Here is a 14,008-nt window from a genome sequence, read left to right as displayed (position 1 = left end):
TAAAGGCCCAACATGACCAAAGACAAAATCGGCTTCATCGGCGTCGGCCTCATGGGCCACGGCATGGCGAAAAACATCATCGAGGCGGGTTATCCCCTCACGGTCATGGGCCACCGCAACCGCACCCCGGTCGAGGAATTGATTGGTCGCGGCGCCACCGAAGCCAAGACCCCGAAAGCCCTGGCCGAAGCAAGCGACATCGTCTTCCTCTGCGTCACCGGCAGCGACCAGGTCATGGCGGTCACCCAGGGCGAACACGGTCTCGCCGCCGCCGGCAAACCGCTGATCATCGTCGATTGCTCGACCTCCGATCCCTCGGTCACCACCAAACTCGCGGCCAGCCTCGCCGCCGAACACATCACCCTGATCGACGCCCCGCTCGGCCGCACCCCCAAGGATGCCTGGGAGGGCACGCTCGATGTCATGGTCGGCGGCGATCCGGCCACGATCGACCGGGTCCGCCCGATCATCGAAACCTTCTCCCAGCGCATGATCCACACCGGCCCCACCGGCACCGGCCACACCATGAAACTGCTGAACAATTTCCTCTCGCTCGGCTACGGCGCGCTCTACGCCGAAGCGCTGATGCTCGGGGAAAAATCCGGCCTCAGCGCCGAGACCTTCCACAGCGTGATCAGCGGCGGGCGGATGGATTGCGGCTTCTACCAGACCTACATGAACTACGTGGTCGGGCGCGATCGCAACGCCCATAAATTCACCCTCTCGAACGCGCTGAAGGACACCTCCTACCTCAACGCCTTCGCCCAGGCCCAGAACGCCGCCAACCCGATCGCCACCGCCGTGCGCAACTCCTACGCGCTGGCCATCGGCACCGGCCATGGTGACGATTACGTGCCCATGCTGTCGGACATCATCGCCGAACTGAACGGCCTGCCCCCCAAATCGTGAGCGAATCCGCCCTCCGCGAAGCCATCTGCCGGTTCGGCCGCTCTCTGTTCGAGCGCGGCCTGACCCCCGGCGCCTCGGGCAACATCAGCGTCCGCCTCGATGACGGCGGCTGGCTCTGCACCCCCACCGATGCCTCGCTCGGCTTCCTCGACCCCGCCCGCATCGCCCGGCTCGACCGCAACCGCACCCTCCTCTCGGGCGATAAACCCACCAAGGAAATCCCGCTGCACGATGCGCTGTACGACACACGGCCCGATGCCGGCGCGGTGGTGCACCTCCACTCAACCCACGCCGTCGCCCTCTCCACCCTGCCCGATCTCGACCCCACTGAAGCCCTGCCGCCGATCACCCCTTACTCTGTCATGCGCGTCGGCAAACTCGCCCTGATCCCCTACCACATGCCCGGCGACCCCGCCGTCGCCACCGCCATCCGCGGCCTCGCCGGCCGCCACAGCGCCGTCCTGCTCGCCAATCACGGCCCCGTCGTCGCCGCCAAAAAACTCGACGCCGCCGTCTTCGCCATCGAGGAACTCGAAGAAACGGCCAAACTGGTCCTGCTGCTGCGCAACCTCAATCCACGGATGCTGACACCAGATCAGGTCGCGGCCCTCGTCACGAAATTCGGTGCGCACTGAGACGGGCGTATGATTGAAGTGGCTCTTGAGGCAAGCAAGGCCAGGGGGCTTTGCCCCCTCGACCCCCACTAAGGGCGAGGCCCTTAGAACCCGCTAGTTTTAGGGGTAGGGAGGGCGTCCAGACCACACTGTTGGAGAGCCCGGCTGCCGCCCTCCCTACCCCTAAAACTAATGGATTTTAAAGGCTCCGCCTTTAACGGGGTCCAGGGGCAGAGCCCCTGGCCTTGCTTGCCTCAAGAGCCACTTATACCGCGCTGAGCGCCCGCGCCGCCGCCCGCTCCCGCACCGCTTTCACCAACTCACCCTCCTCATCATAGGCGTGGCACGAGTTCAGCAACGCCGCCGGAATCTCCCACCGGTCCTCGCTCGCGCCACCTTCGCGCGCCGCCTTGTGCGCCTTGATGCTGAACATCGTCTGGATCGACACCGTCGCCACCTGCTGCAGCAACTCGCGCAGATGGGTGCAGCCCTGGGTGCCGCCAACGCGCTCCATCGCCCCTTTCAGAAACCCGCGCCCGATCGTCAGCCCCTCCAACCGCGCGAAATTCGGCGCAACCCCAGGGCAGATGGCATGCGGTGTCGAATCCATCGCCGCCTCCGCCCGTCGCACCGTCAGCCCGGTATCCACCGTCAGGCGCAGCCACATGCCGTGCAGCGCCTCACCCGCGTTGATCTGGCCGCGATCATGATTGCCGAAACTATACGTCTTGGTGTCGACCATATGCGCCTCGATATCGAGCATGCCGTCGGTCCGCAGATAGCCGCGGATATCGATGTCGCGCAGATGCAGCAATTCGCGGGACTCCGCTGGGCTCAATGGCATTTGGGCATCTCTCGTTCTGAATGTGATTGCCGCATACGGTAAGCGAGCCGCGCCCACCATGCAAACCCGCGGCCCGCTGATGCATGTCAGCCTTGCTGCACCTTATCGCATAAACACCATTGCCCCCCGCCAGCGCAGGGACAATGATGCAAATCTTCAAACGGGGCCTCATGGAATACACCCACAAGCAGCGGCTACAGGTCATTTTCGGCATCATTCTGTGCATGCTGCTCGCCGCGATCGATCAGACCGTGGTGATCCCCGCCGTGCCCGCCATCGGCGCCGATCTGCACGGCTTCGCCCATCTGTCCTGGGTCGTCACCGCCTACCTCCTCACCTCGACCGCAACCACCCCGCTCTACGGCCGCCTGTCCGATCAATTCGGCCGCAAAACCACCCTGATCCCCTCGATCATCCTGTTCGTCATCGCCTCCTGCCTCTGCGCGGTCTCCCAAACCCTGCCCGAACTCGTCGCCGCCCGCGCCCTGCAAGGCATCGGCGGCGGCGGCCTGTTCGCCATCTCCCAGGCCGCGATCGCCGATGTCGTCTCGCCGCGCGAACGCGGCAAATACCAGGGCTGGCTCGCCGGCACCTGGGGTGTGGCCTCCACCGCCGGCCCGGTGGTCGGCGGCTGGGTGACCGATCATCTCACCTGGCGCTGGATCTTCTGGTTCAACCTCCCTCTCGGCATCGCCGCCCTCATCCTCAGCCAGATCGGCCTGCGCCAGCTCCGCCAGGTCACCCGCGGCGGGAAAATCGATTTCGCCGGCGCCGGGTTACTGACCCTCGCGGTCACCGCCTTTCTGCTCGGCCTGTCCTGGGGCGGCCACACCTACCCCTGGCTGTCCGTGCCGGTCATCGGCGTCTTCGTCGCCGGCTTCGCCCTGATCGCCGCCCTCTGGACCTGGGAACAACGCGCCTCCACCCCGCTGCTGCCGGTCCGCCTGTTCGCCAACGGCTCGTTCAACCGCCTGGTCGCGATCGGTTTTCTCACCGCCCTGATCATGTTCTCGGCCATTTTCTCGCTACCGCTGTTCTTCCAACTGGTCTTCCACGCCAACGCCGCCCAGTCGGGCTGGGAAATCATGCCCTTCCTCGTCGCCAGCACCATCGGCGCCTACACCTCCGGCCAACTCGCGCGCAAACTCGGCCGTACCAGAGGCCTGATGCTCGTCGGACTCGCCGCCACCGCACTCGGCTTCCTCCTGCTCGGCATCCTGCCCGACACCCTCCCCCTCGCCCTGATCGTCGCGGTCTGCTTCGCGGTCGGCGTCGGCCTCGGCTTCATCCTGCCCTCCACCCTGGTCGCCATCCAGAACGCCGCACCCCGCGCCGATGTCGGCGCCGCCACCGCCACCCTGCTGCTGCTGCGCGCCATGGGCGGCGCATTCGGCGCCACCCTCGCCGGCACCATCCTCACCATGCGCCTCGGCAACGCGATCGATGCCCTGGGCAACGCCCACCACACCACCACCCCCGGATTCAACCCGGCCTTGGCCGCCGCATTCCACATCACCTTCCTCGCCGTCGCCGGCTTCGCCGCGATCGGCCTGCTGATCGGCCTGAAAGTGGAAGACGTCGCACTGCGCGAAACAATCGATTCCGAGCCTGAGCCGATTGCGCACTGAGGGATTCGGCTCAGGGCAAGATAAGACAAGGCAAGCAGAGTCTTCTTTTTTGTGAACAAAAAAGAAGCAAAAAAAACTTTTTTAATTTGGTCCGTGCTGGTTTCGGGTCTGTGCACCAGATTAATGAAAGTTTTTTGCTGCTTTTTTACAAAAAAGCAGACCTTCCTTCCTACCCCACTTCACACACCGCAATTGACGCCACAAACCGCGCTTGTATCCATGCGCCCATGACCCTACCGATCGGCGCCCGCACCAACATCGACGAGGAAGTCGCCCGCCTCAAGCGCGGCATCGCCCGCAAACTGGTCTATGCCGGGCTTGCGGATGTGCTGCTGCTCTGGGGGATGATTTTCCTGGTCAACGATGCGCTGGTGCTGCTCGCGCCCCGCGCCAGCATCCTCACCCTGGCCGTCGGCGTTGCCGGCCTGTTCGGCACCTGGTCGATCAGCCAGGTCCGCGCCCGCTCGCCCGCCCATGCCGAGAACGCACAAAAACTGTTCTGGTGCTTTGTCGCGTTTTTTGGTTGGATCGTGCTGTGGCAGGGCCTCGGCATCCCCGCCCCGCTCAACGGCCTCAGCCTTGATCAGCAGAACGCCGCCGTCCTGTTTCAGATCACTTTCATCATGTTGGGCCTGCTGATCCTCGGCATCTGGGTCGGCTGGGAACTGATCGCGGTCGGCCTCGCCGTCCCTGCCATCGTCATCCTCGACCATCTGCTGGCCGCGCCCGGACAGTTCATCGGCATTGCCATATTGACCGCCGGCCTCGGCCTGCTCGCCGCCGGGCTCTGGATGCGACTGACCGCGCGGGATATCAAGGTCGATCCGCTGGCCGTGACGCGGTAGGGAGTAAATTGGTCTTTCTTCCAAAAAACTTCCCGCCCCTCCGCCAGTCGCGCAAACGATTCAACGTCCCAGACCTGGAGTCCAAAAGTTTTTTGCTTCTTTTTTACAAAAAAGAAGCCTTGCTTTCATCAATCCAACCGCGGCTCGATCCGCCGTACCGGCGCGCTCCTCGGCGGGGCCGCCGCCGGCCGCCCCCGCCCGATCGGCTCCCGATAGGGTTCCGGCGGCGGCGCAGGCGCGCGCCGTGCCGCCTCGTAATGCGCCGCGGCCGAGCGCGGCAGCGGATCGTAGGGGGTTTCATCCATCGCGACGCCCCGCAACGGCTCGGGCAGGCGCATCGTCAGAATTCGCAGCTCCTCCTGCACCTGGTCCAACCGCTCCTCGATCGCTTCGAGCCGCGATTTCACGCCGAACACCGAAAACGGCATCGCCAGCATGGCCAGCGCATAGAGCAGCCCGATCAGCAGCAGGATCAGGCCAAGCCATTCAGGCATCCAGGACGGCAATGTGAAGGGCAAGGTCATGCCGCTATCTACCGGTTTGCCCGTGGTGCAGGCAAGCCTTGCGTAAAGGCACCCGGCGCGGACATAACGGGGGATAAACCAGGGGAGGCTTCATGGCATCGGATCTCGACATTGCGCGCGCAGCAACCTTGCGCCCGATCGGCGATATCGCCATCACCGCCGGCATTCCGGCCGATGCTCTGATCCCCTACGGCCGCTACAAGGGCAAGGTCGATTTCGGCTTCATCGAGACACTCGAGCCCCGGCCCAACGGCGCGCTGGTGCTGGTGGTCGGCATCAGCCCGACCCCGGCCGGCGAGGGCAAGACCACCACCACCATCGGCCTGGGCGATGCGTTGCGCGCGGCCGGCCAACGCACCATGATCGCGCTGCGCGAGCCGAGCCTCGGCCCGTGTTTCGGCCAGAAGGGTGGTGCGACCGGCGGCGGCCATGCCCAGGTCGCCCCGATGGACGAGATCAACCTGCATTTCACCGGCGATTTCCACGCCATCACCAGCGCCAACAACCTGCTCGCCGCCTTGCTCGACAACCATTTATACTGGGGCAATGCGCTCGGGGTCGACCCGCGCAAAATCTCGGTCCAACGCGCGATCGATATGAACGACCGATCGCTGCGCGAAACCGTGCTCGGCCTCGGTCACGGCGCCAACGGGGCGGCGCGCGAACAGAAATTCGACATCACCGTGGCGTCCGAGGTGATGGCCGTGTTCTGCCTCGCGAAAAACCTCGCTGACCTGCAAACCCGCCTTGCCCGCATGGTGATCGCTGAGCGGCGCGACGGCAGTCCCGTCACGCCGGCCGATATCAATGCGGTCGGCGCCATGACCGCCCTGCTGCGCGACGCGCTGCAACCCAATCTGGTGCAAACGCTCGAAGGCACGCCCGCGCTGGTGCATGGCGGCCCGTTCGCCAATATCGCGCATGGCTGCAACTCGGTCATGGCGACCACCACCGCGCTGAAACTCGCCGATTTCGTGGTGACCGAGGCCGGCTTCGGCGCCGATCTGGGTGGCGAGAAATTTCTCGACATCAAATGCCGCCAAGCCGGTCTCGCACCATCCTGCGCCGTGGTCGTCGCCACCATGCGCGCGCTGAAAATGCACGCCGGCGTCGCCAAGGCCGATCTCGGCACGCCCAACCCGGCAGCGGTCGCCGAAGGTGCCTCGAACCTGCGCCGCCACGTCGCGGCGATGCGCGCCTTCGGCCTGCCGGTGATCGTCGCAATCAACGGCTTCCTCGGCGATACCGAGGCCGAACGCGCGGCACTGCGCACGGCACTCGATGCCGATGAGATTACCGCCGTGTTCTGCACCCATTGGGCCGATGGTTCGGCCGGCGCGGCGGAACTGGCCAAAGCGGTAATCGCGGCGACCGAGGCGAAATCCGCGCGCTATGCGCCGCTATACCCCGACGATATGCCGATCGCGGACAAGCTGCGCACCCTGGTGCAAAAAATCTACGGCGGTGATGATATCGACCTCGCGCCCAAAGCCGCGCGGCAAATCGCGCGGCTCGAGGCGCGCGGCTATGGCAATCTGCCGGTGTGCATGGCCAAAACCCAATACAGCTTCACCGCCGATCCGACCCGCCGCGGTGCGCCGAGCGGTTTCACCCTGCCGATCCGGGAAATCAAGCTGTCGGCCGGTGCCGGTTTCATCGTCGCACTGGCCGGCGATATTCTGACCATGCCCGGCCTGCCGCGAGTACCCGCCGCCGATAGTATCGGTGTCAACGCGGATGGGGAGATTTTCGGGATTTTCTAGCCTCGTGATCCATCCGTCTGTTTTCGATGCACTCTAAAGGTCTGTGGCGCCGGCGATCGCGGATGCTGGCAATGCGCGATCGGCGCATCATGCAGCCCGGCCTGGGCGGCGGTGCCGGACCGATGATAGGCTGCCAGCCCATGACCAAGCGCGATCCCGGCGCCGACCCGATGGCGCCGTTACCCCCGCAACCGCTGTACCTGCCGTTTCAGCCCGGTCCGTACCGCGCGAGCATGGGCTTGTTGTCACGGCCGCTCGAGGCGCTGACCGAATTCGACACGCAGTACCCGGTGTAGATCGCGCTGCGGCGCGACCTGCTCGCAACCCGGCATGACGAGGTGTTCGCCGCGCTGCCACACGCGGCGGCGATGTGCGCCGAAGCGCTCGACGTGCTGGTGGCGCATCTGCTCGCGGATCGCGCCGGCTGGTTCAGGCGCAGCGGCCGCACATTGATCAACCGGCTGACCGATGAACGCTGGGACATCGATGCGCCAGTGTGCGATCCGCTCGAACTGGCGGGGCGGCTGGTGCAGGAGGATCTGTGTCTGCTGGCACCCGAAACAGGCCTGCCACTGGTCGCTGCCGTCCTCTGTTTTCCGTCGCGCTGGCGGCTGGCCGAAAAAATCGGCCGGCCGCTCGCTGCCATCCATGGCCCGGTACCGCTCTATGCCGAGTGCCTGGCAACGCCGGTCGAGCGATTCATCGAAAAGCTTCGGTCAGGGCGACTGGTGGAGCGGTTCAACTGGTCGATCCACGACGATCCCGCCCTGTTCCAGCCGCACGCCCACCACGATGAGACCGCCGGTGCGATCACCGCGGCTGATGCCGGCACGCGCCTGACCTTGCGCATCGAACGCCAGACCCTGAGCCGGCTGCCCGCAACCGGTGCCGTGTTGTTCACCATCCGCACCCATCAACAAAGCCTCGCGCGCGTCGCGGCGATACCCGGCGCGGCAGCCGCGCTGCGTGCAGCGGCCGCCAATTTTCCGCCGGATGTGTCGGATTACAAGGGTGTTACCCGCTTCGCGGCCGCGCTGGATGAATTTCTTGCACGACAGATCGAGGCGACGGCGTAACTAGACAGATGTCGTGCAAAAAACCACTATGGGCGGCGTCATGAAGATCATCCGGTTACCTTGTGTCGGCATCGCCGTGGCTCTTGCACTCGCGGGGGCATCCTGCGCCGTGGCCGGTGCGGTGACCGGGGTCGAGCGCGCCTATGTAATGGCTGCGCGCGGGTCGTTGAGCAATCAGATCCACGCGATCGAATATATCCACCGCGCCGCCCTCGCCCGCGACCTGGGCGGACAGACGGCGCATATCATGGTCGAATTCAGGGTTCAGCGATCCGGCGTGGTAACCGCCACCTCACTCTATCGATCGAGCGGCAGCAAGCAGTTCGATGCGCATATTCTGCACTGGGCCATGGCGGTGCACTTTCCGCCATTTCCGGCGGCCATGGCACAACCGTTTCAGGTCTTCGGCTTGCCGCTAACCTTCACGCCTGATCGCTGATCGCGCTGGATCGTCTACCGGTTGAGCGCCGCCATCTGGCCGGCGGCGTAGCGGGTCCCTGAGGCGGAACCGGGGGGCATCGCGCGGTCGAGTTTCGCGAGGTCGCCCGCCGAAAGCGGCACATCGAGGGCTGCGAGATTTTCATCGAGGTGATGGCGTTTGCCGGTGCCGGGGATCGGCACCACGTCACTGCCCTGGGCCAGCACGAACGCCAGCGCCAGTTGACCGGCAGTGCATTTCAGCCGCTGGGCCATTTCCTCAAGAATCGTCACCAGCGTGAAATTACGGGCGAAATTCTCGCCAGTGAAACGCGGTTGCGCGCGGCGGACGTCACCCTCGGGGATATCGTCCGGCGCTTTGAACGCGCCGGTCAGAAACCCCCGCCCGAGCGGCGAATAGGGCACGAAACCAATGCCGAGTTCGCGCAGGGTCGGCAGCACATCCGCCTCCATGTCGCGCGTCCAGAGCGAGTATTCGCTTTGCAGCGCGGCGATCCGGTGGGTCGCATGGGCGCGGCGGATCGTGTTGGGCGCGGCCTCCGACAGGCCGATGTACCGGATTTTACCCTGGCTCACGAGATCGGCCATCGCACCCACGGTCTCCTCGATCGGCACGGCGGGGTCGACGCGGTGTTGATAATACAAATCGATGATCTCGACGCCGAGCCGCTTCAGGCTGGCATCGCAGCTTTGCCGCACATACTCCGGCGTGCCGCATACACCGCGAAAACTGCCGTCCGGCCCGCGGACATTGCCGAATTTGGTCGCGATGGTCACCTGGTCACGAAACGGCGCCAGGGCGCGGCCGAGCAGGATTTCATTCGCCCCCATGCCATAGATATCGGCGGTATCAAACAGCGTGACACCCCGCTCGACGGCGTGGCGGATGGTGGCAATCGCCTCGTCTTCATCGCGTCCCGCATAGAAATCCGACATCCCCATGCAGCCGAGGCCGATGGCGGAGACCACCAGCGAACGACCCAGCCTGCGTTCGTTCATCGGTAATCTCTCCCGAAACGGTGCGAACAACGTCTTTCCATAGACCATGCATGTGGCCGATCGGGGCGGCTTGGCAAGCGGGAGACCGGAAACAATGCGCGAGCAGGCGATCAAGCCGGCTCAGGCGACCTGGAATTGTTCCGGCGCGGCCTCGGCGGCATGCGGTGCGTCCTTCGCCAGGCCGGCGGTCGCGGCGCGGGCGGTGATGGCGGCGCGCGCCTGGGCGAACTGGTCGGGCGGCAGATATTGCGACAGAACCTCATCCGGCGTGCCGTCGGCGCGGACCTGGCCCTGATCCATCCAGATCACGCGGTTGCACCACTGCATGATGACATCCGCCGAATGGCTCGACAGGACAAGAATTTCCGCGCCGCGCACCATCGATTCGAGGCGCTCGCGCGCGCGGCCCATGAAGGCGGCATCGCCGGCGAGAATCCACTCATCCATCAGCAGAATCTGCGGCCGGATCGCGGTGGCGAGCGCGAAACCGAGGCGCACCATCATGCCCGACGAATAGATCCGCACCGGCAGGTCGATGAACTGGGCCAACTCGGCGAACGCCGCGACATCCTCCTGCAGGCGATCGATATCGGCGGCGTGCAGGCCGCTGAACAGGCCGCGCAGGCGGATGTTCTCACGCCCGGTAAGGTCGGGGTTCATGCCCTGACCGGGATCGAGCAAGGCTGAAAGCGCGCCATCGATGGTGATGCGCCCGCCGCTGGGTTCATAGATGCCGGCGAGCGTACGCAGCAGCGTCGTCTTGCCGGCGCCGTTGGAGCCGATCAGTCCGAGCCGATCGCCGGAGCGAAGCTCGAAATCGACGCCGCGCACCGCCTGCACGACGACGCGTTTGCGCGCATCCTCGCCCAACCTGCCGCGGCCCGAGGCAGCGGCGAACATGGTCTTTTTCAGGCTGCGGCTCTCGCCGTGATAGAGCGGGAAGTCGATCGAGAGGGTTTCGGCGCGGATCATGGCCATGGCGTCAGACCCAGAAGGCGATGCGGCTGCGAGCGCGGATGAAGAACAATCCTGAAATGAAGATCAGGGCCGCCGAGTAACCGAGCGCGGAATCCCAGGTCGCCACACTCGGCATTTCGTTCAGCAGCGGCGCGCGCATGATTTGCAACAGCGAATAGAACGGGTTCCAGTTCAGCAGAATGACGCCAATGCCGCGATCCTTGAGGATGGCGGGGCTCCAGATGATCGGGCTGACAAAAAAGGCGATCTGCATGATGCTGGCAACGATCGGCGGCACGTCGCGGAAACGGGCACAGAAGCCGCCGAGCAGCAACGACACTGCCATGCCGTCGATCAGCCAGAGGCCGAACGCAGGTAGCGCCATGAAGGCGGTGCGGCCGGGCCAAGTGTCTTCCAGAGCGAACACGATGACGATCACGATAACGGAATGCGCCAGCACCATGACGTTGCGCACCACCGAGCGGGCGGCATGCATCGACATTGGCATGCGCATGGCATGAATGGTCGCGTTGTTGGTCGTGTAGGCGACGCACCCGTCCGTCACGGTGGCGGTGATAAAATTGTTCCACAGCACCAGCGACAGCGACAAAAACGGCAGATAAGTGTGCAGATCGGTCTTGAAGAGATGCGAATAGACGAAGCCGAGCGCCGCGATCATCACGCCGGTGGATAAGGTGAGCCAAAACGGGCCGAGCAGAGATCCCCGATAGCGGAGCTTGATATCGAGGAACGCCAACGTCCAGACCAGGCGCCGCAATGTCCAGGTTTCGGCGAGGTCGCGGCCGGCCTGAGCAATCAGCCCGGGCCAGCCAAGGCCGGCCGTGATGACCAGGTGCGCGTCACGCCGGTTCAGCACCGTGCCTTCGTCCGATGCGGGGGCGTCCGTCGCTGCGGGGACCGGCAGCGTCCCCGGCGCGGCATCGCCTGGGACGGTTTCGGGTTTGGACCTGGTTGCCGTCGTGCTCATGGTTTGGCGATACAGGAACCGGACAGGCGCTTCAACCGAACCCCGGACATCCGGCCGCAAGCTTGCCGCGATTTCATGTCGAGGGGCTAGGCGGCAAAGGAGCCAATCTTGTGGTGAGGCCGCGCAGAATCTCGACGCGCTCGCCCGGGCGCAGACTGGTCGGCTGCGGCTGCATGACGGAAATGATGGTGCCGCCGGTCTCGCGCACGATGAATTCGGTAGCCGGTGCCAGGGTTTCACCAGCACTGGCCGGTGCGCCAAGCGCGCCGAGCACACCACCCTCGGCCCCGGCAATCTGCAGCATGACCAGACGGGAGGACAAAATGGTGCCGGTGAGCATGGTCGCCGGTGCGGCCGCCATCGGCACGGCGTTGGGGCGTGTGGCGCAGGCGCTCAGTCCGGTGAGCAGTGCCAGCGCAGCGAGACCGCCGGCGCGTAAACCTCGTTTCGCCGCTCGGGGATGGGACATGGCAACTCCGTGATGGACGGGACGATAAAACCTCGTGTTGAAACATAGGTGGAAATCAAATCATGTCTATCGATGGGGGGCGTTCCAGGCGGTAGAGCAAGAAGGCTCTTCTTTTTTGGAAAAAACGAGCCAAAGACTTTTTGATCTCGGGTGGGGCAGACTCTTGGGTCGGGCGTCGCAACCGATGAGCGGATTCTGCCGCTTGGATGCATTTGGTGGTTGCCATGAAATCACCATTAAGTTAGGGGTTTATGAGGTGAACTTAATTTACCGTTCGAGGCGTCGCACCCGGCTGGCCGGTCCGGCCGCGCGCCAAGGTTTCGCTCTCGGGCGGCATGGGATGCTTTACACCGCATAAATCGCCGCCACGGCGGCGAAAGGGAGACTTCGCTCGTGCAGCATGGTTCGACAGTGACGGTTCTGCCTACCGCAAAACCGCGGGGTGCCATGATGCGAAACTTGGCGGAGCGAACCCGGCGCGCGCCTAAATTGGCAGCGCGGCTGGGCGGTGTTGCGGTGCTGGCGCTGCTTTCGGCCTGCGCATCGCACGAGTCGAGTCTGCCGCCAACCCAGCAGGCGGCCAATTATGCCGCGCATTCGCCGGGCGACTACACCGCACCCGGCCCGGCGAGCGACCCCTGGGGACCCTATATCGAGCAGGCCTCCGCGCGGTTCGATGTGCCAACCCGCTGGATCCGCCAGGTGATGCGGGTGGAATCGGGTGGTCACGAATATATGCACGGGCACCTGACGGTATCCTATGCCGGAGCGATGGGGCTGATGCAGCTGGAGCCCGAAACCTATCGGGAGATGGCGGCGCGCTACGGGTTGGGCAACGACCCGTACAATCCATACAACAACATCATGGCGGGGACCGCCTATATCCACGAGATGTACCAGATCTACGGCTCGCCCGGGTTTCTGGCGGCCTATAACGCCGGGCCGGGCCGGCTCGACAGTTACCTGGATTACAAACAGCCATTGCCGGACCAGACGCGCCAATACGTCGCCATGATCGCGCCAAACATCCAGGGCGTGTATCCGGCCAGCCAGCCAGCCGCCGTCGATGTCGCGATGAACGCCATGCCCAACCAGATCCGCCCCGGGATTCGCGGCGGCTATCAGGACGCATCAACCGAATCGCTTAACGCCTCGCAACTCGCCGCGAACACCCCCCTGCCCGCGCCCGTCGTGAGGCCGGTGGCCGCACCGCAGGTGGAAACCGCGATGATCGCGCCGCATATCGAAGCCGCCGCGGCACCGGTCGTGCCCCGTGCACCGCAGCCGCAACCCGCGCCGCGCCAGGCACCGGTGCAGATGGCGATGATGACGCCACCACCCGTCGTCGAACGGGCGCGCTACACGCCGCCGGCGGCCCGCGTGATGCCGCCGGTGCATCGGAATATCGGCTTCTCGCTGATCCCCTCCGCCGAGGCCGCGGCACCGCCGCCCCGGCCGATGCTACGCCAGACCGCGACACGCAGCACCGCGACGCGCTGGGGCATTCAGGTCGGCGCCTACGATACGCCAGCCCACGCCAAGGCCGCACTCGGAATCGCGGAACTCTCGGCCGTCTCGTCCCTCATCAAAGGCCAGCCTGTCGTGCAGTCGATCGCGACTGCCCATGGCCAGTTCTTCCGCGCCCGCTTCGTCGATCTGCCACATGAACAGGCCATCGCGGCATGCCAGCGATTGAACCGCGGGCCAACCGGCTGCGAGGTGCTATCGCCGGCGGCGCAGTAAGGCCAGGGGGCGCCGCCGCGGACTTTCCGTCAATCTCGCCTGGGTCGTCCTCCCCTTGCCTAAAACTAATGGATTTTAAAGCCTGGCGCGCGTCGCGCGCCTTTTCATACGATAGCGGGCATCTTGCCCGTGGGGCCTTTAACGGGGTTCAGGGGCGGAGGAGCCGAAGGTTCCAGCGATGCTCTTCATCGCCGGAATAGCTCCGGAGGAA

The 14,008-nt window shown here is 64.9% G+C and carries 15 protein-coding genes; 9 read left to right on the top strand and 6 right to left on the bottom strand.

Annotated elements, in window-relative coordinates; genetic code table 11:
* Positions 1–12: 12 nt before the first annotated feature.
* Both BW994_RS04265 and otnC read left to right on the top strand, forming a co-directional pair.
* A complete protein-coding gene (locus BW994_RS04265; protein WP_029310445.1) occupies positions 13–909 on the top strand; it encodes an NAD(P)-dependent oxidoreductase in 897 nt (298 codons plus the stop codon).
* Positions 906–1,544 (top strand): 3-oxo-tetronate 4-phosphate decarboxylase, encoded by a 639-nt coding sequence (gene otnC, locus BW994_RS04260; protein WP_029310444.1) that lies wholly within the window; start codon positions 906–908, stop codon positions 1,542–1,544. Before BW994_RS04265 ends, otnC begins: the two co-directional genes overlap by 4 nt.
* Before the next feature lie 244 nt (positions 1,545–1,788).
* On the opposite strand, the gene BW994_RS04255 is transcribed toward otnC, so the two are convergent.
* Complete coding sequence (locus tag BW994_RS04255; RefSeq protein ID WP_029310443.1) at positions 1,789–2,367, bottom strand: DUF2889 domain-containing protein; 579 nt, start codon at positions 2,365–2,367, stop codon at positions 1,789–1,791.
* Positions 2,368–2,537: 170 nt separating this feature from the next.
* Here BW994_RS04255 and BW994_RS04250 point away from each other — a divergent pair, with 170 nt between their 5' ends.
* Together BW994_RS04250 and BW994_RS04245 are read left to right on the top strand one after the other, a co-directional pair.
* A complete protein-coding gene (locus BW994_RS04250; protein ID WP_029310442.1) occupies positions 2,538–3,995 on the top strand; it encodes an MDR family MFS transporter in 1,458 nt (485 codons plus the stop codon).
* A gap of 227 nt (positions 3,996–4,222) precedes the next feature.
* Positions 4,223–4,840 carry a hypothetical protein gene (locus BW994_RS04245; protein WP_029310441.1) on the top strand — a complete coding sequence of 206 codons (618 nt, stop codon included), beginning with the start codon at positions 4,223–4,225 and terminating at the stop codon, positions 4,838–4,840.
* 128 nt (positions 4,841–4,968) lie between these two features.
* On the opposite strand, the gene BW994_RS04240 is transcribed toward BW994_RS04245, so the two are convergent.
* The gene (locus BW994_RS04240; RefSeq protein WP_029310440.1) at positions 4,969–5,364 is read right to left on the bottom strand and encodes a hypothetical protein; all 396 of its coding nucleotides are present in this window, start codon (positions 5,362–5,364) and stop codon (positions 4,969–4,971) included.
* 92 nt (positions 5,365–5,456) lie between these two features.
* On the opposite strand from BW994_RS04240, the gene BW994_RS04235 reads away from it, so the two are divergent.
* The 4 genes from BW994_RS04235 to BW994_RS04225 all read left to right on the top strand — a co-directional run bounded on the left by BW994_RS04235 (position 5,457) and on the right by BW994_RS04225 (position 8,642).
* Positions 5,457–7,127, top strand: coding sequence for a formate--tetrahydrofolate ligase (locus BW994_RS04235; RefSeq protein WP_029310439.1), 1,671 nt, complete (start codon positions 5,457–5,459; stop codon positions 7,125–7,127).
* A 62-nt stretch (positions 7,128–7,189) separates the two neighbouring features.
* Complete coding sequence (locus BW994_RS20110; RefSeq protein ID WP_029310438.1) at positions 7,190–7,423, top strand: hypothetical protein; 234 nt, start codon at positions 7,190–7,192, stop codon at positions 7,421–7,423.
* The gene (locus tag BW994_RS04230) at positions 7,424–8,203 is read left to right on the top strand and encodes a heme-dependent oxidative N-demethylase family protein (protein ID WP_342667826.1); all 780 of its coding nucleotides are present in this window, start codon (positions 7,424–7,426) and stop codon (positions 8,201–8,203) included.
* A gap of 13 nt (positions 8,204–8,216) precedes the next feature.
* Complete coding sequence (locus tag BW994_RS04225) at positions 8,217–8,642, top strand: energy transducer TonB family protein (protein ID WP_139333977.1); 426 nt, start codon at positions 8,217–8,219, stop codon at positions 8,640–8,642.
* Between the two features lie 14 nt (positions 8,643–8,656).
* On the opposite strand, the gene BW994_RS04220 is transcribed toward BW994_RS04225, so the two are convergent.
* From BW994_RS04220 to BW994_RS04205, 4 genes are all read right to left on the bottom strand, one after another.
* The gene (locus BW994_RS04220) at positions 8,657–9,640 is read right to left on the bottom strand and encodes an aldo/keto reductase (protein ID WP_029310435.1); all 984 of its coding nucleotides are present in this window, start codon (positions 9,638–9,640) and stop codon (positions 8,657–8,659) included.
* Positions 9,641–9,760: 120 nt separating this feature from the next.
* Positions 9,761–10,618: an ABC transporter ATP-binding protein gene (locus tag BW994_RS04215; RefSeq protein ID WP_076454379.1), complete on the bottom strand. Its 858-nt coding sequence runs from the start codon at positions 10,616–10,618 to the stop codon at positions 9,761–9,763.
* A gap of 4 nt (positions 10,619–10,622) precedes the next feature.
* Entirely contained in the window at positions 10,623–11,585 is a 963-nt protein-coding gene (locus BW994_RS04210) for an ABC transporter permease (protein WP_051657108.1), read from the bottom strand.
* A 73-nt stretch (positions 11,586–11,658) separates the two neighbouring features.
* The gene (locus BW994_RS04205; RefSeq protein ID WP_051657107.1) at positions 11,659–12,054 is read right to left on the bottom strand and encodes a hypothetical protein; all 396 of its coding nucleotides are present in this window, start codon (positions 12,052–12,054) and stop codon (positions 11,659–11,661) included.
* Positions 12,055–12,513: 459 nt separating this feature from the next.
* Here BW994_RS04205 and BW994_RS04200 point away from each other — a divergent pair, with 459 nt between their 5' ends.
* Positions 12,514–13,797, top strand: a complete 1,284-nt coding sequence (locus BW994_RS04200; protein WP_035227835.1) for a lytic transglycosylase domain-containing protein — start codon at positions 12,514–12,516, stop codon at positions 13,795–13,797.
* Positions 13,798–14,008: the final 211 nt, after the last annotated feature.

Source organism: Acidiphilium rubrum (genome assembly GCF_900156265.1).
GTDB lineage: Bacteria > Pseudomonadota > Alphaproteobacteria > Acetobacterales > Acetobacteraceae > Acidiphilium > Acidiphilium rubrum.
Note: the sequence above shows the minus strand (reverse complement) of the source record. Positions and strands in the feature narration are given on the sequence as shown.